Raw genomic sequence first — 19,616 nt, forward strand, 5'->3', positions numbered from 1 at the left:
TTTCCATTCCACTCTCCCTAAAACCGCCAAAAACTCCTACCTTCCCCTTCCGTCCTGCCCAGCTTGCCCGTGAATCCCACCCCGCCACCGGCCATCGCGGCCAACCAGCACATCTACGACGACTACTTCGAGGAGCACTTCACGCGCACCGTGGATGACAACGTGCTCCAGCTGCTCGACCGCGTCTGGTTTCGCTCCGAGCTGGTCGGGTTTGAGGATTTTCCCCAGCGCAACAACCCCGACCGGCCGCTGATTTTTGCCTCCAACCACTCGGGCATGGCCTTCCCCTGGGATGCCATTGTGGCCCTGGCCCATCTCTTCCGCTACCTGCCCAAATACGAGCAGATGCGCGACTTACCCCGCCCGCTCTCGGCCCCGCTGCTGTCGAAAACGGCCCTCATGAACCCCTACCTGGTCCAGGATTTCTGGAAGAAGTGCGGCTGCGTGGATGCCACCACGCTCAACTTCGAAACCATGATGTACTACCAGGACCACAACCTGATGCTGTACCCCGAAGGCGTACCCGGCATCGGCAAGGGCTTCAACCACAAGTACGAGCTGCAGCGCCTGGCCACCAGCATGCTCCGCCTCAGCCTGCAGCACGGCACCGACATCGTGCCCTTCTACACCATCAACGCCGAGTACCTCAATCCCTTCGCCTACAGCTTCGAGTGGATAAACCGGCTGACGAAGAAAATCGGCATCCCCTTCCTGCCCATCACGCCGCTGCTGCTGCTGGTCATCCTGCAGCCCTGGGCCTTCTACCTGGCGTTGCCCGGCAAGCTCATCTTCGTGATGGGCACCCGCATTCACCCGCCCGACCTCACCGATAAGAAACACGACGAACTCAGCCGCGAGGAGTACCTAGCCCTGAGCGAGCAGGTGCGCCAGCGCATGCAAACCGAGCTCGATGCCGCCGTGGCCGCCCACGGCCAGAAGCCCTACCGCTGGGGCGAGCTCTGGCAGCGCATGAAGCAGAACTGGCGCTACTTCCCGTTTTTCCTGCCCTTCGCCTGGCCCGCCATGTTCACCGAGTTCGAGCGCCGCTATGTGGAGCAGGGCGAGCGACAGTTCGATATGGAGCTGGATAAGCCCGGCACGTTCTGGAAATTCCTGTGGCGCAATCCGATTGTCCTCGCGTACTTCATTCCCGTATTGGGCTGGATTCCGCTGGCCATGAAAGGCTATAAGAATCATAAGCTGTAACTGGTCGTTTACAATAGAACGTCATCCTGAGCGCAGCAAAAGGACCTCGCCCGCTTCTCTGTGGGAGTAATTTCAAGCATTTTGCCAACAGGCAACATTGCTGCACGCGGCGTGGTCGAGGTCCTTTCGCTACGCTCAGGATGACGTTCTGTTTGCTCTTACCTGCCCTTTTCCCAAATCCCACCCGCCATGCCCTCCTTCCAACATCTGCTCCTCAAGCAGTTCCTGACGGCTGCCGCCGGCCCGCTCACGCGCCGCAAGCCCAGCATCGGCGCCATCCGGCTGGTGATGGAGGCGGGCGCGCTGTTCCAGTTCGTGCCCTGGCGCGTGCACCTGGAAACCCTGAAAATTGATAACAAGCTGGAAGCCGAGTGGCTACGCCCCCGCGATGCCCATCCCACGCGGGTGCTGCTGTACTTCCACGGCGGCGGCTACGTACTGGGCTCGCTCAACACCCACCGCAGCCTAGTAGGCAGCCTGGCCGAGCGCAGCGGCTTGAACGCCCTCACCATCAACTACCGCAAGGCCCCCGACCATCCCTTCCCCGCCGCCCTCGACGACGCCCGCCGGGCCTACCGCTGGCTGCTCCGCCAGGGCCACCGCCCCGAAGACATCGTGCTGGCTGGCGACTCGGCCGGCGGGGGCCTCGCCCTCGCGCTACTGCTGGCCCTGCGCGATGCCGGTGAGCCCATGCCCGCCGCCGCCCTCGGCCTCTCGCCCTGGACCGATTTGCAGCTGCCCACCAGCGTGCTGCGCCGCGTGGCCCACGAAGAAACCCTGTTACTCGAAGCCCTGCAAATCCGCACCTGGGGCCCGCACTACGCCCGCCGCACGCCGCTCACGCACCCGCTCATCTCGCCCGCTCAGGCCGAGCTGCACGGCCTGCCCCCGCTCCTTATCCAGATTTCCGACGCCGAAGTGCTCTACGACGACGTCGTGCGCTTCACTGAGAAAGCGCGGGCGGCGGGCGTCAGCGTCACGCTGCAGCCCTTCGTGGGGCTGGTGCATTGGTGGCACCTGTTCTGGCGCCTCGTGCCCGAGGCCCGGCAGGCCCTCGACCAGGCCGCCGAGTTTATCCGCCACGCCTGGGATGCGCCGGTGGCGCGGCCGGCAGCGCCGCCCGTGCGCCGGCCGAAAGTGCGGGCGGCCCCGCCGCGCCGGGCGGCGTAGCGCTTTTTGCCTGCGTAGCCGCCCACGCCAGAAAAAAATATTTCACCATTTTCAGCCATAGCAGCAGCTTTTTAGCGTAAAAAGGGCAGCTCACTCAACTATATCGGCTTCCCGGCGTAGGCGGGTTGTGAAAAATGCTCGGCTTGCATACTACTTTTGCAGGCGAAGCCGTTTGACTTCAACTCCTTCATCCCACCTCCAAAACATTTCCGCACCATGGAAGACCTGTTTAAGAAGTTCGTAAATGCCGGCGTGGGCTACATCGCCCAGGGCAACAAAAAAATCCAGAGCACGATTGATGCCCTGGTGAAAGACAGCAAAATCACCGAGCAGGAAGGCAAGAAAATCGTGGACGAGCTGCTGAAAAGCGGCGAAACCAAGCGCGCCGAACTCGAAAAGCAATTCCAGGGCCTCACCGAGCGCGTGAAAAGCACCGTGGGCCTGGGCGACAAAAAGAAAGCCCCGGCCAAAGCTTCCAGCAAACCGGCTGCTAAGCCCGCTGCCAAAGCCGCCAGCAGCGCCACCGCCAAAGCTGCCGGTACCGTGAAAAAAGCCGCCGACAAAGTGAGCGCCGCCGCTGGTTCGGCCCAGAAATCGGCCGTTGCCAAAGCTGGCGCCGCCACGAAGTCTGCCGCTAAGCCGGCCGCCAAGAAAGCCGCCGCGCCGGCTGCGACCAAGGCTGAAGATAACGGTTAAGCTGGGCTTGAGCTAACCTAAAAACCCCGTCTGCGTGGAGTGGACGGGGTTTTTGTGGTTTCAGCAGCATTGCGGGCGCTTGTGGGGCCGGGCGCAGTCTGGCGAGCTGCGCGCTAAACTGCGCCCGGCACTTGGCTTAAGCGGGAGAATCCGAAAAAATCTGCGTAAATCGGCAGTTCATGTTCAAAAACACGATTTCCAACCTCCACCGCCTGCGCCAGGTGGCCGAAGTGCTGCTGCGCTACGGCTTCGAGGATATTGTTACGATGACGCCGCTACGGCGGCTGGTGCCGCAGCGGCGTCGCCTGAGCTGGCTGCACGATGAGCGCTCGGTGTTCGAAACCACGCGCTGGGAGCGGGTGCGTCTGATAATCGAAGAGTTGGGGCCCACGTTTATCAAGCTGGCGCAGGCCATGAGCAACCGCGCCGACCTGCTGCCCCAGGAGCTGATTGACGAGTTTGAGAAGCTGCAGAGCAACGTGCCGCCCTTCGACGTGACGGTGGCCCGGCAGATTATCGAGGAAGAGCTGAAGCAGCCCATTACGAACGTTTTCAGCGAGTTTGACGACGTGCCCATCGGCTCGGCCAGTATCGGGCAGGTGCACCGGGCGCGGCTGCGCACGGGCGAGGAAGTGGTGGTGAAAGTGCAGCGCCCCGGCGTGCAGGAAAAGGTGCGCGGCGACCTCGCCCTGCTGCACGAGCTGGTGCGCCTCACGGCCAATTTCCTCAGCAACCACGGCCTGGCCAACCCGCAGGACGTGGTGGACGCCTTCGAGCGCAGCATGAGCAAGGAGCTGGACTACACCGCCGAAGCGCGCTCGATGGAGCAGATGCGCACGCTCTATGCCGATTACAAAACCTTCTCCATTCCTAAGCCCTACCGCGACTTCAGCACCAGCCGCATCCTGGTGATTGAGTTTGTGCAAGGCTGCAAAATCACCGACAAAGAGCAGCTGCTGGCCTGGGGTTTGCGCCCCGAAAAAGTAGCCGAAACTGGCATGGACATCTACCTGACTCAGATTTTCGAGTTCGGATTTTTCCACGCCGACCCGCACCCCGGTAACGTGCTGGTGCGTCCCGACGGCACGCTGGTGCTCATCGATTTCGGAATGGTGGGCCGCCTCACCAAGCAGCAGAAATATGCCTTCGCGGGCGTCTTCATTGGCATGGCCCGGCAGGATGCCCGCAGCATGGCCTTGAATTTCCGCCGCTTAGCCATTACGGCCGAAATCCCCGACATGCGCGCCTTCGAGGCCGACCTCAGTCAACTCATCGAAGACTTCGCCATGCTCGACGTGCAGGAAATGAGCATGAGCGACCTCGCCGATTCGCTGCAAACCATCATCTACAACTACAAATTGCAGGTGCCGGGCGCGGTGTTCCTCATCCTGCGGGCGCTGGTGATTCTGGAGGGCATCGGCAAGGTGCTACACCCCAATTTCAACACTTTTGAGTTCGTGCGGCCCTACGGCGCGCGCATCATTAAGGAGCAGTATTCGCCCGATAACATCCTGAGCGAGGCGCAGTACACGGGCGCGCAGCTGCTGGCTTTGCTGCAAACCCTGCCCGCCGACGTGCGCCAGATAATGCGCAAAATCAGCAAGGGCGAGCTGCGGGTGAAGGTGGAGCTGAGCGGCTACCAGACCCTGCTGCGCAAGGCCGACGAGCTGGTGAGCCGCACGATTCTGGCACTGCTGTGCGTGGGCGGGCTGCTGTTTTCGGGCCTCACGCTGCTGGGGCGCTACTCGCCGGATATGCCCTACCGGCGCGGCGTGCCGGAGATTACGTGGTGGAGTTTGGGGGCGACGGGGTTTTTGTTGCTGGTTTTGTTTTTATTGGGGGTGACGAGGCGGAAGGAGAAGGGGAAGTAGGAACGGTGTGGTAGTACGAATTCCGCGTAGCGGTTCGTACTACCACTCTGACGTTGATATAGCCGCACCAAACGACCAAGTGGTAGTACGAGCCGCTACGCGGAATTCGTACTACCACACCCAGCCGAGTCCTATTCTTTCTGAATATTCCTTTGACATAAGCTGACCCAGGCCCGACCTTTGCACCGGGGCACCTGGGCCCCGGCTGGTGTATTTGCTTTGCTCGTGCGGTATTTCGTGGTTGTTCGTTCGCTGCTGGCGATAGTGGGGTTGAGTTGGGGGCTGTTTATTCATTCGGGAAATGCGCAGGACGGCCCGGCATTGCTGCGCGAGGTGACCTTGCGCACCGACACCGCCACTTACCAATTGAGCCGCGACGCGGTGGCCCTGCAGGGCGAAACCGCCCTCTACTTCTGGTACCGGCAGGACGACCAGACCGTGGAATTACGCCTGGAACCCGAGCGCCCCGACGACAAGCGCCCGCTGCGCCTGCGCCGCTCGCCCGATTACCAGATTCTGGATTCCCTGAGCCGCGAGCCCGACGGCAGCTACCGCACCCGCCTCAAGTTCGTGGACCTCACCAGCAGCCGCTTCCTGCGCCTCACGGTGGAGCAGGCCAGCGACTCGGCGGGCCGCCCACCCCGGCGCGAAATGGTGCCGCTGCTGCCGCTCACGCGCACCACGGTAGCTTTGCGACGCTCTGATGACGAGCTGTTTGTGGGCGAGGAAAAGGTGTTTGAGCTGACCAGTACCAACGCGCGCAACGTGAAAGCCGCCGGCGAGTGGGTGCGCGGCGAAGACTTCGACTACCGCCTCACCGCCGGCCCCAATGGCGCTTTGAAGTTGAGCGTGGTGCCCAACCAGACCGGCCGCAAAACCCTGACCGTGCGCCTGCAGGCCGAACGGCCGACTATGCTGGCGGGCGGCCGCCTCAGCTTCCAGCTGCCGCCCTTGAAACAGGAGTTCAACGTGAAAGCCAGTCGCCTGCGCTTCCTCTCGCCCGACAAGCGCAGTGTGACGATGGACGAGCTAAGCCGGCGGCGCGGGGTGGAGTTGATTCTCGACAACGGCCGCTCGTTCGAGCTGCGCCGCACCTACCGGCTGGAAGACCAGGAGGAAGCCGGCGGCACGCTCATCGCCGAGCTATTCACGCGCCAATACCTGAGCAACGACCGGGTGCTGTGCTACTTGCGGCCCTACAACACGCACCGCCAGGCCGAAGGCTACCTCTACCTCAAGCTCAACGACCAGCCGCTCTACATCACCAACCTCGACATCACGCCCAAAACCACCATCAGCAACGTGCAGGTGCTGCACCGCGGCGGCGAGTGGACTGGCAACCTGGGCATCAGCCCCGGCGAAACCGTGGATGTGCGCCTGGAAGGGGAGGGCCTGCAAAAAGCCCGCATCTACTTCGAGGACCTGACGATAGTGCCTTCTGACTCGTCCATTCGGACGGATAACCGGCTGGTTTACCGCTTGCAGGTGCCCATTACTTACGACAAGCGCAAGAGCACCATCTACAACGGTGCGCAGCCCACCAGCTACGCCCTGAGCATCCGCGAGTTTCAGCGGCCACACCCGCTTGATTTTGTGGCCGTGAGCTACGGCGAGCAGGCCCGGCCCATCACCAAGCTCGGCGGCCCGGTGCTGTACGACCATACCATCCGCGACGTGGTATTTCAGTTCAAGCCCGAAGCTATTGACGTCGATAACTTTCTGTTTGGCAAGCAGTACCTAAACTTTGAAATCAAGCTGCTCAACCCCAAGGGCGAATTGATTGAGATGCGCAACGTGGAAAACGTGCTCATCTGCCCCGGCTTCAACTCGCCCCGCGCCGCCTTCTACCAGGACAAACAGTGCCGCACCGACCCCTTGAGCCTCAATAGCCTGCTGGGCCGCAAAACCTACGACCTCGACGACTGGAGCCGCATCGTGGTGACGGTGCGCCACAACTCCAGCCAGTACGGCGGCGAGCCCGGCTACAGCCAGACCGTGGAGCTGGTGCTGCGTCGCCACATCAAGTTCGACATCGACGTGAGCTTCCCGGCGGGTCTGCTCACCCGCAAGCAGGGCGACACCGGCTACGGCGACTTCGGCGGTATCTCGCTGGCCACGCTGGCCCAGCTCAGCTTCTACAGCCCCGAGAAAATCAACCGCCTGCGTCCCTACAAAATCGGCGCCGGCTTCGTGGCGCTCAACGCCTTCAACCTCAGCCAGAGCAACAACACCAGCCGCGACCTGGGCATTGTCATTCTCGGCTCGGTGTATCCCACACGGCGCGAGGCGCGGCTCACATTTCCGCTCTACCTGGGCGGGGGGTATCTGCTGTCGGCGGGCAAGTGGTTTTACCTGCTGGGGCCGGGAATTGGGGTGCGGCTATAGAGATGCAATAAAAAAGAGATGCAATAAAAAAGCCTCCGACCTGCGGAGGCTTTTTTATTGCCAATGAAATAAGCGGCTATGCAAGCCGCTTATTTCAACTGCATATCCGCAATAATAGCTTCAATCTTCTCCTTCGCCTTACGCGTGGCCAAATCAAAATCCACGGCCGATTTCAGCGGCTGTTTCACGCTGAAATAGAACTTGATTTTGGGCTCGGTGCCGCTGGGGCGGGCCGAGATTTTGCTGCCGTCTTCGGTCAGGAATTGCAGCACGTTGGAGCTTTCGAGACCGGTGTCGGTGGCGAGGCCGGTGCGCAGGTCGTGGATGCGGCCGGTTTTGTAGTCGCGGATTTCCACCACTTTCAGGCCGGCGATGGTGGCGGGCGGGTTGGCGCGCAGCTCGGCCATCATTTCCTGAATTTCCTGGGCGCCGCGCATGCCTTTCTTGGTCAGGGAGATGAGGTCTTCAAGGTAGAGGCCGTAGTTGGCGTACATCTCGGTCATTTCCTGGTAGAGGGTGCGGCCCTGGTCTTTGGCGACGGCGGCCATTTCGGCCACCATGGCGCAGGCCGACACGGCATCCTTGTCGCGCACGAAATCGCCGAGCAGGAAGCCGTAGCTTTCCTCGCCGCCGCCGAGGTAAGTTTCCTGGCCTTCGAGCTCGCGGATGAGGCCGGCGATGTACTTAAAGCCGGTGAGCGTCTGGTAGCTCTTCACGTTGTGGCGGTGGGCAATGTCGCCCAGGATTTCGCTCGTCACGATGGTGTAGACGATGAAGTCCTTGTCCGTCAGCTTGCCGGCCTTGTGGCGGGCCGAGAGGAGGTAGTTAGTAAGCAGCGCGGCGGTCTGGTTACCGTTCAGCAGCACCCATTCGCCCTTATCGTTTTTCACGCCCACGCCCACGCGGTCGGCATCGGGGTCGGTGGCCAGCACGATGTCGGCATCTTCAGCTTTGGCCTGGTCCAGTGCCAGTTGCATGGCGCTTTTTTCCTCCGGGTTGGGCGACTGTACGGTGGGGAAATTCCCGTCCGGCGTAGCCTGGGCCTGCACAATACTCACATTGGTGAAGCCGAAGGCCTGCAACAGCCCCGGCACCAGCGTGATACCCGAGCCGTGGATGGGCGTGTACACGATTTTCAAATCGTGCTGGCGCTGAATGGCCGCCGGGTCGATGCTCAGCTTTTGAGCTTCGTGATAATACTGCTCGTCAAGGTCTCTGCCGATGCGAATGATGCGCGCCTCGTCGGCCGCGAACTTCACTTCGCTTACGCTGGTGATTTTGTTAACCTCGCCAATGATGTTAACGTCGTGCGGAGCCACCACCTGCGAGCCGTCGTTCCAGTACACCTTGTAGCCGTTGTATTCCTTGGGGTTGTGCGAGGCCGTAATCACGCAGCCGCTCTGGCAGCCCAGCCGCCGGATGGCAAACGACAGCTCCGGCGTGGGCCGCAGGCTCTCAAACAGGTAGGCCGTGATGCCATTGGCCGAAAAAATACCCGCTACGATTCGCGCAAACTCGGCGCTGTTATTCCGCGAATCGTGCGCGATGGCCACCTTAATTTGCTCGCCCGGGAAGCTCTGCAACAGATAGTTGCTCAAGCCTTGCGTGGCCATGCCCAGCGTGTAGCGGTTCATGCGGTTCGAGCCCGGGCCCATGATGCCGCGCAGGCCGCCGGTACCAAATTCGAGGCTGCGGTAGAAAGAGTCGTTCAGCTCATCTTCCTGCCCGGCGGCTTGCAGCGCGCGGATAGCGGCCTGGGTTTCGGCGTCGTAATCAGGAGTCAGCCAGGAGTTAACGGCGTTTTGAATTTCGGGAGTCAGAGCCATTGAAAGCGTGGATTGCGGTTGATTAATCGGGCAAATGTAGGCAGGAGCGACGGGCTAAACGCCCACGGGTTGCTTATCGTCGGCTACGGACGCGCCAGCGGCATCGTCGGCGACCGGGCTGGTTTCGGCCACGCAGCGCCAGAAAAATACCAACGCCACCAGCGCCACGGCCGCCAGCGTCAGAAAGCCCACCCGGTAGCCGAAATGCCCGACCAAAAAGCCCGACAGCACCATGCTCAGCCCCGCCCCGATGCCCAGCGCCGTGGTGATGGCGCCCTGCACGAAGTTGAAGCGGCCGGTGCCCCGGGTAAGGTCGGCAATCATAATCACGCTGATAACTCCAAAGATGCCCGCGCCGATACCATCGAGCAACTGCACGCCCACTAGATAGTACGCATTGGCGCTGAGGGTGTAAAGTATGCCGCGCACCGGCAGCACCGCGAAGGCCAGCAGAAATACCGGCTTGCGGGGCGCCGTGGGCACGCGCCGCCCTACCCAGGCCGCCACCGGAATCATCACCAGCTGCGCCGCCACAATGCAGGCCGACATAAATAGCGCTGCCGCCTGCTGATTACCCAGCGCCAGCTTTTGCCCCACCAACGGCAGCATGGCCGCGTTGGCAAAGTGAAAGAGCACCACGGCCACTGCAAAGCGCAACAGCCGCGGCTCGCGCAGCACGGCCCAGCTGCTGGCCGGCGCGGCGGCCGGAGAAGCATCAGCTTCGGCGCTGGCAGCGGGCGTCAGCCCCCGGGCAAGGTCGTCGTCGATGTCGGCCGGGCGAATGCGCAGGGCGGCGAGGCTGCCCAGCACGCACATCAGGGCCACGAGGTAGAAAATGCCCTCGTAGCGCCAGTAGTAGCCGATGAGGCCCGCCAGCACGGCGGCCAGCACGTTGCCGCCGTGGTTCCAGCCTTCGTTGCGAGCGGCCTGCCCGGCAAACAGCCGATGCCCCACCAGCCCCAGCGTGATGGCCGCCACCACCGGAGCATAGAGCGTAGTGGCGGCCCCAATCAGCCCCTGCGTGAGGTAGATAACCGCCGGTGCCCGAAACATAACCGCCGCCACGCAGCACAGCCCCACTACGGCCGAGGCCAGCACCAGCAGCGTCCGCTTGTGCCGCGAGGTATCGACGAGGCTGCCGGCCGGCGTTTGCAGCAGCACGGCCACCAGCCCCGGCAGTGCCATAGCTACCCCGATGCTGCTCGCCGTCCAGTGCCGTACCGTGAGCAGGTAAATGGCTAGGTAGGGCCCCACGCCGTCGCGCACGTCGGCCAGAAAAAGATTGAGCAGGGCCAGGGCGCGAATGCTCGACTGTTTGGAAGACATGACTGGGCTGATTAAAACGGCCAACCGTAGCAATCTGGCCCCGGCATGGCGGCGCTTACGCAATTCCCGACGGCACGGCTATCATGCAAAAGGCCCCGCTGCCGAAGCAGCGAGGCCTTTTCAGCAGTAGAGCAATAGCCTTACAGGTTGCCGCGCAGCGCCTGCTCGCGCTCGATGCTTTCGAACAAGGCCTTGAAATTGCCTTTGCCGAAGCTCTTAGCGCCCTTGCGCTGAATGATTTCGTAGAATACCGTCGGACGGTCTTCCACCGGCTTGGTGAAGATTTGCAGCAGGTAGCCTTCGTCGTCGCGGTCCACGAGCAGGTTCAGCGCTTTCAGCGACTCGATATCCTCGTCGATGGCGCCCACGCGCTCGGCCAGGTCTTCGTAGTAGGAGGCAGGCACGCTCAGAAACTCCACCCCGCGGCGGCGCAGCTCGGTCACGGTCGTGCGGATGTCCTTGGTGGCGATGGCCACGTGCTGCACGCCGGGCGTGTGGTAGTAGTCGAGGTATTCCTCAATCTGCGACTTTTTCTTGCCCTCGGCGGGCTCGTTGATGGGGAATTTTACGTAGCCGTTACCGTTGCTCATTACCTTGGACATCAAGGCTGAGTATTCGGTCGAAATGTCCTCGTCGTCAAAGGTCAGCAGCAGCTTGAAGCCCATTACGTCCTCGTAAAACTTCACCCACTGGTTCATCTCGCCCCAGCCCACGTTGCCCACGCAGTGGTCCACGTGCAGCAGGCCCACCGACGTAGGCTGCGGCACGGCGCTGCTCTTGGCCACGAAGCCCGGCATGAATGGCCCACTGTAGTTGGTGCGCTCCACGAAGGTGTGGATGGTTTCGCCATAAGTGTAAATGCCCGAGAGCGTTACCGAGCCGTGCTCGTCCTCCAGGGTGTAGGGCTCGAAGGCCGACTTGGCACCGCGCTTGGTGGTTTCTTCCCAGGCCGAGCGGGCGTCGTCTACCCACAGGGCCATCACTTTCACGCCGTCGCCGTGCAGGGCCACGTGCTTGGTAATGTCGGACTCGGGCAGCAGCGAGGTGGTGAGCACGAAGCGAATTTTGCCCTGCTGCAGCACGTAGCTGGCGCGGTCGCGCAGGCCGGTTTCGGGGCCGGCGTAGGCCACCAGCTCGAAGCCGAAGGCCGCCTGGTAGTAGTAGGCCGACTGCTTGGCGTTGCCGACGTAGAACTCCACGTAGTCGGTGCCTTTGAGGGGGAGGAAATCGACGGCCTGGGTGGTTTGCACGTCGGTGGCGGTGAGGGTATCCATGGGGTGGGAAGGGGATAAGTGGTTTCTGGTTTCTGGTTGCTTGTTTCTGGTTTCTAGTTGTTTGTTTCTAGTTATAGCATTCAGGCATAAACCAGAAACAAGCAACTAGAAACCAGAAACAAGCAACCAAAACGCTTAGTTGGGTAAAATTACAAGTTCGCGGGCAAATTGCCCGTTTTGCGGCGGGCCGAAGCCCGGGGCGCGGCACATTTGCCGTTTCATTGCCACATTTGTACTCCATCACCCAATGGCTCGTGCCCTCTATGAACACCCAGGAACTGAACAAAGCCCTTGTGGCCCTGATTGAAAAGAAAGCTGAACTACATAAGCTTACCTACGACGACGCCCGCTACGACGACGTAGAAGAAGCCCTGCACGACCTCGAAGACGACTTCAACGACGAGTACGGCGACTACCTCGAAGAAGCGCTCGACAAAGTCCACGGCGAGCTGAAATCCGATACCGACGTGTTGCTGCCCACGGCCTACCTGCCCGCCAGCGCCGGCGCTGCCCCCGGCCCCAAGGAAGGCGTCTGGATTGACTCGGAGAAATACCCCGGCAAGGAAGCCCGCCTCACGCTGGTACCCAACCCCGTACGCCTCGTGCTGACGGTAGGCAAAGCCGTGCAGCAGGACGTGTGGAAAGCGTAGGCATCTTCCAGAACGTGTCATGCTTCACTGCGTTCAGCATGACACGTTCCTTTTTACCCTCAATCGCAGATGCTCTACCGCCTCGCCACCGTTGCCGACTGGCAGCACGCCCAGCAAACCGGCCACTTCGCCAGCGCCGACCTCGCCGCCGAAGGCTTCATTCACACCTCCGAGCGGCACCAACTGCTCGAAACGGCCCGGCGCTACTACGCTAACCAACCTGATTTGCAGCTGCTGGAAATCGACGAAGCCACGCTGCAGTCGGCAGGCGTGCGCGTCGAGCGCGAATGGGCGGCCAAGCGCGGCGAGTTCTTCGCGCACATTTTTGCGCCGGTGCCGCTGGCGGCCGTGCGCCGCGAGTGGCGCGTCGCTACCGATGCGGCGGGCGAGCTGCAATTGCCGCCGGAACTGCAGGAAGCATAACAAAGAAAGCGGCCAGCTCCTATTCAGGGCCGGCCGCTTTCTTTGGGCTAAAAGTCGCCGGATTACATGTAATCCGCCAGCTCCAGCCAGCGTTCCTCTTTCGTAGCCAGCTCTTGTTCCACGGCTTGTAGGCGCGCACCCCAGGCGGCAAAATCCTGCGGGCTGCCGCTGCCGCTGGCCAGGTCGGCGGTGATTTTGTCTTTCTCAGCTTCCAGCTTGGCGATGGCGGCTTCGAGCTGCTCGTACTCCTTTTTCTCGGCGAAGGTGGCGCGGCGCTTGGCGGGCGTGGGGGATACGGCGGTGCTCACGGCCGCCGGGGTGATGGCGGCTTTGGCGGCGGCGCGGGCGGCCTTGGCGGCTTTTTCTTCGGCTTCGAGGGCGGCTTCGGCTTCGCGCTCTTCGAGGTAGTCGCGGTAGTCGGTGTAGTTGCCGGGGAAGTTGAGGACGGCCCCGCCGGGCTCCAGCACGAAGAGGTGCTCGGCCAGGTTGTCGAGGAAGTAGCGGTCGTGGCTCACGATGAGCAGGCAGCCGCTGAAATTCAATAGGAAATCTTCCAGGATGTTGAGCGTGCCCAGGTCGAGGTCGTTGGTGGGCTCGTCAAGAATGAGGAAGTTAGGGTTTTTGATGAGCACGCGCAGCAACTGCAGGCGCCGCTTCTCGCCACCCGAGAGCTTGCTCACCAGCGTGTACTGCTGGGCCGGTGGGAAGAGGAATAGATTCAGAAACTGGCTGGCGGTGAGCACGTCGCCGTTGGCGAGTTCCACTACTTCGGCCACTTCCTTCACGATGTCGATGACGCGCTGGGTAGGGTCGAATTCCAGCTCCGTCTGAGTGTAGTAGCCGAAGACGGTGGTCTGGCCTACGTCGACGGTGCCGGAATCGGGCTGGAGCTTGCCGGTGAGGATGTTGAGCAGCGTCGATTTGCCCGCGCCGTTGGGGCCCACGAGGCCGATGCGGTCCTTTTTCTTGAACACGTAGCTGAAATCGTCGAGCACCACGTTGTCGCCGAAGGCTTTATTCAGGTGGCTGGCTTCGATAATTTTACCGCCCTGGCGGGTGGTTTTCACGCTCAGCTCCACCTGCTGCTTGTTGAGGTTGGTGCTGGCTTTTTCCTTGGTGATGTAGAAGGCGTCGATGCGGGCCTTTTGCTTGGTGCCGCGGGCCTGGGGCATGCGGCGCATCCAGTCGAGCTCCTTTTTGAAGAGCTGGCGGGCCTTCTCTACCTCGGTGGCCTGGCGCATCTCGCGGTCGGCCTTTTTCTCCACGAAGTAGGCGTAATTGCCCTGGTAGCGGTACATCTCGCCTTTGTCGAGCTCCACAATTTCATTGGACACCTTGTCCAGGAAATAGCGGTCGTGGGTCACCATCAGCAGGGTGAGGGTGGGGGAGGAAAGGCGGTTTTCGAGCCACTCGATGGTGGCCAGGTCGAGGTGGTTGGTGGGCTCATCAAGCAGCAGCACGTCAGGTTCTTCGATGAGCACGCGGGCCAGGGCCACGCGCTTGCGCTGCCCGCCCGAGAGCATGCTCACCTTGCGCGTGAGCAGCTCGCCGAGGATGCCGAGGCGGCCCAGAATCTGCTGCACCTGCGCCTCGTAGTCCCAGGCGTTGAGGGCGTCCATGCGCTCCATCACGCGCTGCAGGTCGTCGGGCTTGTGGTCGGGGTCGTTCACGACGTGCTCGTAGTCCTTGATGGCGAACAGCGCTTCGTTCTGGCTGGCGAAGATGGTTTCCTCCACCGTCAGGCTCTCGTCAAATTCCGGATTCTGGCCCAAGTAAGTGACGCGGATGCCTTTGCGCACGCCCACCTCGCCGGTGTCGGGCGGCTCGATGCCGGCCAGCACTTTCATGAGGGTGGTTTTGCCCGTGCCGTTGATGCCCACGAAGGCCACGCGCTGGCCCTGTTGCAGGCCGAAATTCAGGTCTTTAAATAGCCAGCGGTCGGCGTAGTTTTTTCCGATGTTCTCGGCGGATAACAAATTCATAGACCGCAAAGGTACGAGGATGGCAGGCGGGGTTTGTCACAAAGAGTGCGCTGGCAAGGGCGATATCACATACTCAAGTCACTTAGCCGGTGCCTGTCGTTCGCTGGGCCCTCTCTTAACCTTGGGGTTCGCAGCATTTTCCCCCTGTTGTTCTGAGTACTTTTGGGAAGAAGCCCAATTCTTAATTTAATATTTTCTAACTCGCTCCCTCCTTAGCTAACTTCTACTTGTCTGCTCACAAGGCCTTAGCTACCTTTTCATCGGCAGTACTGCCCGCACTGGCGGTAGCCCAAGCTCCTGTTATTAATGCGGTAACGCCTTTGGCTAACGCCCGCTCCGCTGTTCGTACCGGTCCCCTGACTGTTACTTTCAGCCAGCCGCTGACAGCTACTTCGGCAGTGGCCCTCAAAGTATTTAGCCAGCAGAGCGGCGGGCTACGCACCCAGGCTACTACGCCCGCAACGGTTAGCGGCAACACGCTCAGCTTCGGGCCGGGCGCATCGCCGTTCATGCCAGGCGAAACGGTAAGCTATACCGTTACCCGCGCTGCTGCCAGTAGCGGAGGTGCTCTCGCCCAGCCGCAGGTAGGCCAGTTCACCACGTCGGTAAGTGGCGCGGGTACAGGCCGGTTGCAGCCTGGCTCCGTAGTAGCCGCTGGCAGCGACACCAATGCCACCGCATTAGGCGACTTAGATGGCGACGGTGACCTGGACTTGTTAGCTGCCGAAATTAACGGCGCCGCCGTAAACGTCCGCTTCAATAACGGCAGCGGCGTTTTCAGTGGCAGCCAAAGTGCGGCTGTTAATGCGAGTCATCACGCGGTTGCAGTTGGTGACCTAGACGGTGATGGCGACCTGGACTTTGTGGTGCCCAACTACAATAGTAGTTCAGTGAGTGTGCGCTTCAACAATGGCAGCGGCGCGTTCAGCGGCAACCAAGATGTAGCGGGAGGAGGCTTCAACACAACTAACGTAGCGCTGGGCGACGTGGACGGCGACGGCGACCTGGACTTTGTAGCGACTGAAGGCAACGTTATTATTGGCGTGGGCGTGGTAAGCGTGCGTTTTAATGACGGCAACGGCATCTTTAGCGGCACGCAGGTTATACCTGTGGGGTACTTCCCTTCCAACGTGGCCTTGCGTGACGTTGACAACGACGGCGACCTCGATTTGCTTGCTAGCAATAGAGGCAACTCTCTTTTCCCGGCCTCCCGCAGCACGGTGAGTGTGCGCCTCAACGACGGTAGTGGCACGTTCAGCGGCAACCAGGATGTGTCCGTAGGGAATGAGCCTTCCGATTTAGCGGTAGGCGATGTAGACGGCGACGGCGACCTAGACTTACTCACACCCAATAGAGGCAGTAATCCTGGCACGGTGAGTGTGCGTTTCAACAACGGCAGTGGCACGTTTAGCGGCAGCCAAGACGTAATCGTCGACGACTACCCTTCCAATGTGGCGTTAGGTGATATGGATGGCGACGGCGACTTAGACCTACTCACCACCCACTTCAGCTTTAACAGTGCTCCTGGCTCCGTGAGTGTGCGCTTTAATGATGGCACCGGCTCGTTTAGCGGCAGCCAAAGCGTAGCGATAGGAGGCTACCCCGGCACCTTGGCCCTGGGCGATGTGGACGGCGATGGCGACCTGGATGTAGCATTGGGCAATTTAGATAACACTGGCTTCGGGGTTGGCACCACTGTTAGCGTTTGCCTCAACTCCCTGGGCCTTGCTACCCAAGCTAGTCAAATAAGGGAATCACGTACGCTTTTCCCAAACCCGGCCGTAGCAGGTGCCCTCGTGCAGGTGGCCCAGGTTGGTGCCGGAGCCTCCGTTGAAGTGCGTGATGCCTTAGGCCGTGTTCTTTGTACAGCCAAGGCCGACGCCGAAGGTAAGGCTCAGATAGCGCTGCCCGCAGATTTTTCAGCCGGTGTGTATCTGGTGCACAGCGGTGGGCAGGCACTACGTTTGATGGTGGAGTAAAGAGAGTAACCGGCTATTAACTAAATGTCTACCGGGGGCTTAATGTGCCCTTTCTGAAACTGCCAGCGAATCCAAGTGATTGTGTTGTAGCCCCTCCTGCGGCAGTTGACACTCCCGTCGTGGCAGTAGCGGGGGCCAGTGGGGATGACGCAGCCCTTATAGGAGTCGGGTCAGGGCTTCGACGTAAGCTTTCAGGCCGAAATTGTGATTGTACAGGGTGATGCTGGGCACGTGAATGATGAAAGTGAAACCGCTGTTGGCAACTTACCCCTCACCCCGCAGCACCTCCAGCGGCGGCCGCCGCAGCACCTCGCGGCTATTGAGCAGGCCCAGCAGCGCCGTGATGGCCGTGACCACCGCCGCCAGCCCCAGCAGCGACGGCAGCGCCACCGCAAAGCTCACCTCGAACACGAACGCGGCCAGGGCCCAGCCCGCGCCCGCCGCCAGCCCGATGCCCGCCCCGGCCGCCAGCGCCCCCAGCAAGGCATACTCGACCAGCGTAATGAGCAGAATCTGGCGGCGGCTGGCCCCCAGGGTGCGCAACAGCACACTCTCCTGGATGCGCTGGTAGCGGCTGATGATGACCGAACTGGCCAGCACCAGCAGGCCAGTGATGATGCTGAAAGCCGCCATGAAGCGGATGACGAACGACACTTTGGTGATGATGTCGTTCAGGGTGTTTAAAATCAGCCCGATGTCGATGGCCGAGACGTTGGGGAACTGCGCGACCAGGGTGCGCTGCACCTCGGCCAGCTGGGCGGTGCTGGGCACGCGGGTGATGACGACCTCGAACTGTGGGGCCTGCTCCAGCACGCCTTTGGGGAAGACGACCAGAAAGTTGCTTTGCATCTTGGTCCAATCGACCTCGCGGGTGCCGCCGATGACGGCCTGCATGGGCGAGCCCTGCACGTTGAAGGTGAGCGTGTCGCCGAGCTTCAGGTGGACGTTCTTGGCGTAGCCAGCATCCACGGAGATATGCGGCAGGCCGTCTTTGCCGAGGTAGGGCGGGCGACCGCTGAGCAGGGTTTCGGAGGTGCTGAGCGAGTCGCGGTACGTGACGCGGTACTCGCTGGTGAGGGCCCAGGGCGGGATGTCGTCAGTGGTGTCGCGCTTGATGGCGGCCACGGTGCGCTGGTTGATGGCCAGCAGGCGCATCGTCACCACCGGCAGGCGCTGGATGATGGGGAGCTGGCGCTGTTTCAGCACGTTTTCGACGCCGGCCAGCTGCTCGCGCTGAATGTCGAAAAGCACTAAGTTAGGCTGCTGGTCGCCGGTTTTTAGCTCCATTCTCCCTAATAATAAGGCCTGCACGAGGTAGAGCGTGGCCAGCAGGAAGGTGCCCAGGCCCACGGATGTGATGAGGGTCAGCGTCTGATTGTTGGGCCGAAACAAGTTCGCCAAACCCTGTCGCCACACGTAGCTCCAGCTGACGGGGAAGTAGCGGCGCAGCAGCTTCATCAGCAGCAAGCCCAGGCCGGTGAGCAGGCCGAACGATACCAGCAGCGAGCCCGAAAAGACGCCTACCACCAGCCACTTGTGCGTTTGAAACCAGGTGAAGCCGACGATGAACAGGCCAATGGCCGCGTACACCGCCCAGCGGATGGGGTCGGCCCCGGCGGTGTCCTCGTCGTAGGCCGCCCGTAGCACCCGCAGCGGCGATACGCGCCGGATGCTCAGCAGCGGCAGCAGCGCAAACAGCACGGCCATCAGCAGCCCCACCACCAGCCCCAGCCCGATGGCCGGCCAGGCCAAGCCCACGCTGATTTCGACCGGCAGGAAGCTGCCCAGCACCTGCGGCAGCAGGAACTGCACGCCTGCCCCCAGCGCCGCCCCGATGATAGCGCCCAATAACCCCAGCCCAGAGGTTTGCAGCAAATAAATCAGCACCGCCTGCCGCCCGCTGGCCCCCAGGCAGCGCAGCACGGCCACGGCGGCCAGCTTCTCGCGCACGTACAAATTCACGGCGCTGGCCACGCCCACGCAGCCCAGCAGCAGTGCCACGAAAGCCACGAGGCTCAGAAACTCGGTCAGGTCGGAGAAAGCGCGGCCGGTGCGCTGCTGGCGGCTGGCCACGGTGTCGGATTCGATGCTGGCTTTGTCGAGGCGCTTTTGCAGGCCTTTGACCACGGCGGCCACGTCGGTGCCCTCGGCAAACTGCACGTAGGTGCGGTAGCTGATGCGGCTGCCGCGCTGCACCAGCCCGGTGCGGGCCAGGTACTGGCCGGGCAAAAACACCGTGGGCGCCACCGCGCTGCCCATGCCCGACTGCCCCGGCGTTTTCAGCACCCGGCCCAGCACGGGCAGCGTCACCTCGCCCACCTTCACCGAGTCGCCGACTTTCACCTTGAACTGGGCCAGCAGCACGTCATCGACCAGCGCCCCGCGCCCGGCCCGGAAAGCCGCCCGCGCCGAGGCCGGCGCGATTTCCCAGGCGCCGTAGTAAGGAAAGTCGCCGCTAAGATTGCGCACCTGGGCCAGCCGCACGCCCTGCGTGCGCGGAAACAGCACCAGCGAGGCAAAGGCCACGTCGGTAGTGCGGCGCTGGCCTAACCGGGCGATATCCGGCGCGATGGTGGAGTCGAAGGGCTGGGTGGAGTGCAGCACCAAATCGGCTCCCAGCAGCTCGCGCGACTGCTCGCTGATGCTCCGCGCCAGGTTGTGCCCGAAGGAATTGATGCCCACCAGCGCCGCAATGCCCAGCACGATGCTCGACATGAATAGCAGCAAACGCGAGCGGCTGCGGCGGCTGTCGCGCCAGGCCATTTTCAGGAGCCAGCCGAAGGAAGCAGAAGGGGAGGAGGAAGGCTGCAAGAGGAGAAATGGGAAAT

At 61.8% G+C, this 19,616-nt stretch carries 13 protein-coding genes and 2 pseudogenes; 8 read left to right on the plus strand and 7 right to left on the minus strand.

The genetic code is table 11. The annotated features are described in order from the left end of the window. Nucleotides 1-69: 69 nt before the first annotated feature. The 5 genes from Q5H93_RS15825 to Q5H93_RS15845 all read left to right on the plus strand — a co-directional run bounded on the left by Q5H93_RS15825 (nt 70) and on the right by Q5H93_RS15845 (nt 7,328). Complete coding sequence (locus Q5H93_RS15825; protein ID WP_305007571.1) at nt 70-1,206, plus strand: lysophospholipid acyltransferase family protein; 1,137 nt, start codon at nt 70-72, stop codon at nt 1,204-1,206. Between the two features lie 189 nt (nt 1,207-1,395). Then, nucleotides 1,396-2,376: an alpha/beta hydrolase gene (locus tag Q5H93_RS15830; RefSeq protein WP_305007572.1), complete on the plus strand. Its 981-nt coding sequence runs from the start codon at nt 1,396-1,398 to the stop codon at nt 2,374-2,376. A gap of 216 nt (nt 2,377-2,592) precedes the next feature. Beyond that, nucleotides 2,593-3,072 carry a phasin family protein gene (locus Q5H93_RS15835; RefSeq protein ID WP_305007573.1) on the plus strand — a complete coding sequence of 160 codons (480 nt, stop codon included), beginning with the start codon at nt 2,593-2,595 and terminating at the stop codon, nt 3,070-3,072. A 179-nt stretch (nt 3,073-3,251) separates the two neighbouring features. Then, the gene (locus tag Q5H93_RS15840) at nt 3,252-4,943 is read left to right on the plus strand and encodes an ABC1 kinase family protein (protein WP_305007574.1); all 1,692 of its coding nucleotides are present in this window, start codon (nt 3,252-3,254) and stop codon (nt 4,941-4,943) included. Between the two features lie 237 nt (nt 4,944-5,180). Continuing rightward, nucleotides 5,181-7,328, plus strand: coding sequence for a hypothetical protein (locus Q5H93_RS15845; protein WP_305007575.1), 2,148 nt, complete (start codon nt 5,181-5,183; stop codon nt 7,326-7,328). Nucleotides 7,329-7,417: 89 nt separating this feature from the next. Here the strand turns inward: Q5H93_RS15845 and Q5H93_RS15850 are convergent, their stop codons facing one another. From Q5H93_RS15850 to hppD, 3 genes are all read right to left on the minus strand, one after another. Continuing rightward, nucleotides 7,418-9,154: a phospho-sugar mutase gene (locus Q5H93_RS15850; RefSeq protein ID WP_305007576.1), complete on the minus strand. Its 1,737-nt coding sequence runs from the start codon at nt 9,152-9,154 to the stop codon at nt 7,418-7,420. 54 nt (nt 9,155-9,208) lie between these two features. Next, nucleotides 9,209-10,480, minus strand: coding sequence for an MFS transporter (locus Q5H93_RS15855; protein WP_305007577.1), 1,272 nt, complete (start codon nt 10,478-10,480; stop codon nt 9,209-9,211). Nucleotides 10,481-10,620: 140 nt separating this feature from the next. Continuing rightward, nucleotides 10,621-11,754 carry a 4-hydroxyphenylpyruvate dioxygenase gene (hppD, locus tag Q5H93_RS15860; RefSeq protein WP_305007579.1) on the minus strand — a complete coding sequence of 378 codons (1,134 nt, stop codon included), beginning with the start codon at nt 11,752-11,754 and terminating at the stop codon, nt 10,621-10,623. A gap of 263 nt (nt 11,755-12,017) precedes the next feature. Here hppD and Q5H93_RS15865 point away from each other — a divergent pair, with 263 nt between their 5' ends. Both Q5H93_RS15865 and Q5H93_RS15870 read left to right on the plus strand, forming a co-directional pair. Beyond that, entirely contained in the window at nt 12,018-12,404 is a 387-nt protein-coding gene (locus tag Q5H93_RS15865) for a hypothetical protein (RefSeq protein WP_305007580.1), read from the plus strand. A 69-nt stretch (nt 12,405-12,473) separates the two neighbouring features. Beyond that, nucleotides 12,474-12,827, plus strand: coding sequence for a DUF952 domain-containing protein (locus tag Q5H93_RS15870; RefSeq protein WP_305007581.1), 354 nt, complete (start codon nt 12,474-12,476; stop codon nt 12,825-12,827). 62 nt (nt 12,828-12,889) lie between these two features. Here Q5H93_RS15870 and Q5H93_RS24225 read toward each other — a convergent pair whose 3' ends face one another. The 3 genes and pseudogenes from Q5H93_RS24225 to Q5H93_RS24235 all read right to left on the minus strand — a co-directional run. Continuing rightward, on the minus strand, nt 12,890-13,459 hold the full coding sequence (locus Q5H93_RS24225) for an ATP-binding cassette domain-containing protein (RefSeq protein WP_369811050.1): 570 nt from the start codon (nt 13,457-13,459) through the stop codon (nt 12,890-12,892). A 12-nt stretch (nt 13,460-13,471) separates the two neighbouring features. Beyond that, a pseudogene (locus tag Q5H93_RS24230) lies at nt 13,472-13,789 on the minus strand (ATP-binding cassette domain-containing protein); the annotation flags it as partial. Nucleotides 13,790-13,963: 174 nt separating this feature from the next. Further along, nucleotides 13,964-14,809: pseudogene (locus tag Q5H93_RS24235) on the minus strand (ABC-F family ATP-binding cassette domain-containing protein); the annotation flags it as partial. A gap of 227 nt (nt 14,810-15,036) precedes the next feature. Here Q5H93_RS24235 and Q5H93_RS15880 point away from each other — a divergent pair. Continuing rightward, nucleotides 15,037-16,788 carry an FG-GAP-like repeat-containing protein gene (locus Q5H93_RS15880; RefSeq protein WP_305007584.1) on the plus strand — a complete coding sequence of 584 codons (1,752 nt, stop codon included), beginning with the start codon at nt 15,037-15,039 and terminating at the stop codon, nt 16,786-16,788. 264 nt (nt 16,789-17,052) lie between these two features. Here Q5H93_RS15880 and Q5H93_RS15885 read toward each other — a convergent pair whose 3' ends face one another. Further along, nucleotides 17,053-19,599, minus strand: coding sequence for an ABC transporter permease (locus Q5H93_RS15885; protein WP_369811049.1), 2,547 nt, complete (start codon nt 19,597-19,599; stop codon nt 17,053-17,055). Between the last annotated feature and the right edge of the window lie 17 nt (nt 19,600-19,616).

Source organism: Hymenobacter aranciens, from assembly GCF_030580865.1.
GTDB classification, from domain to species: domain Bacteria; phylum Bacteroidota; class Bacteroidia; order Cytophagales; family Hymenobacteraceae; genus Hymenobacter; species Hymenobacter aranciens.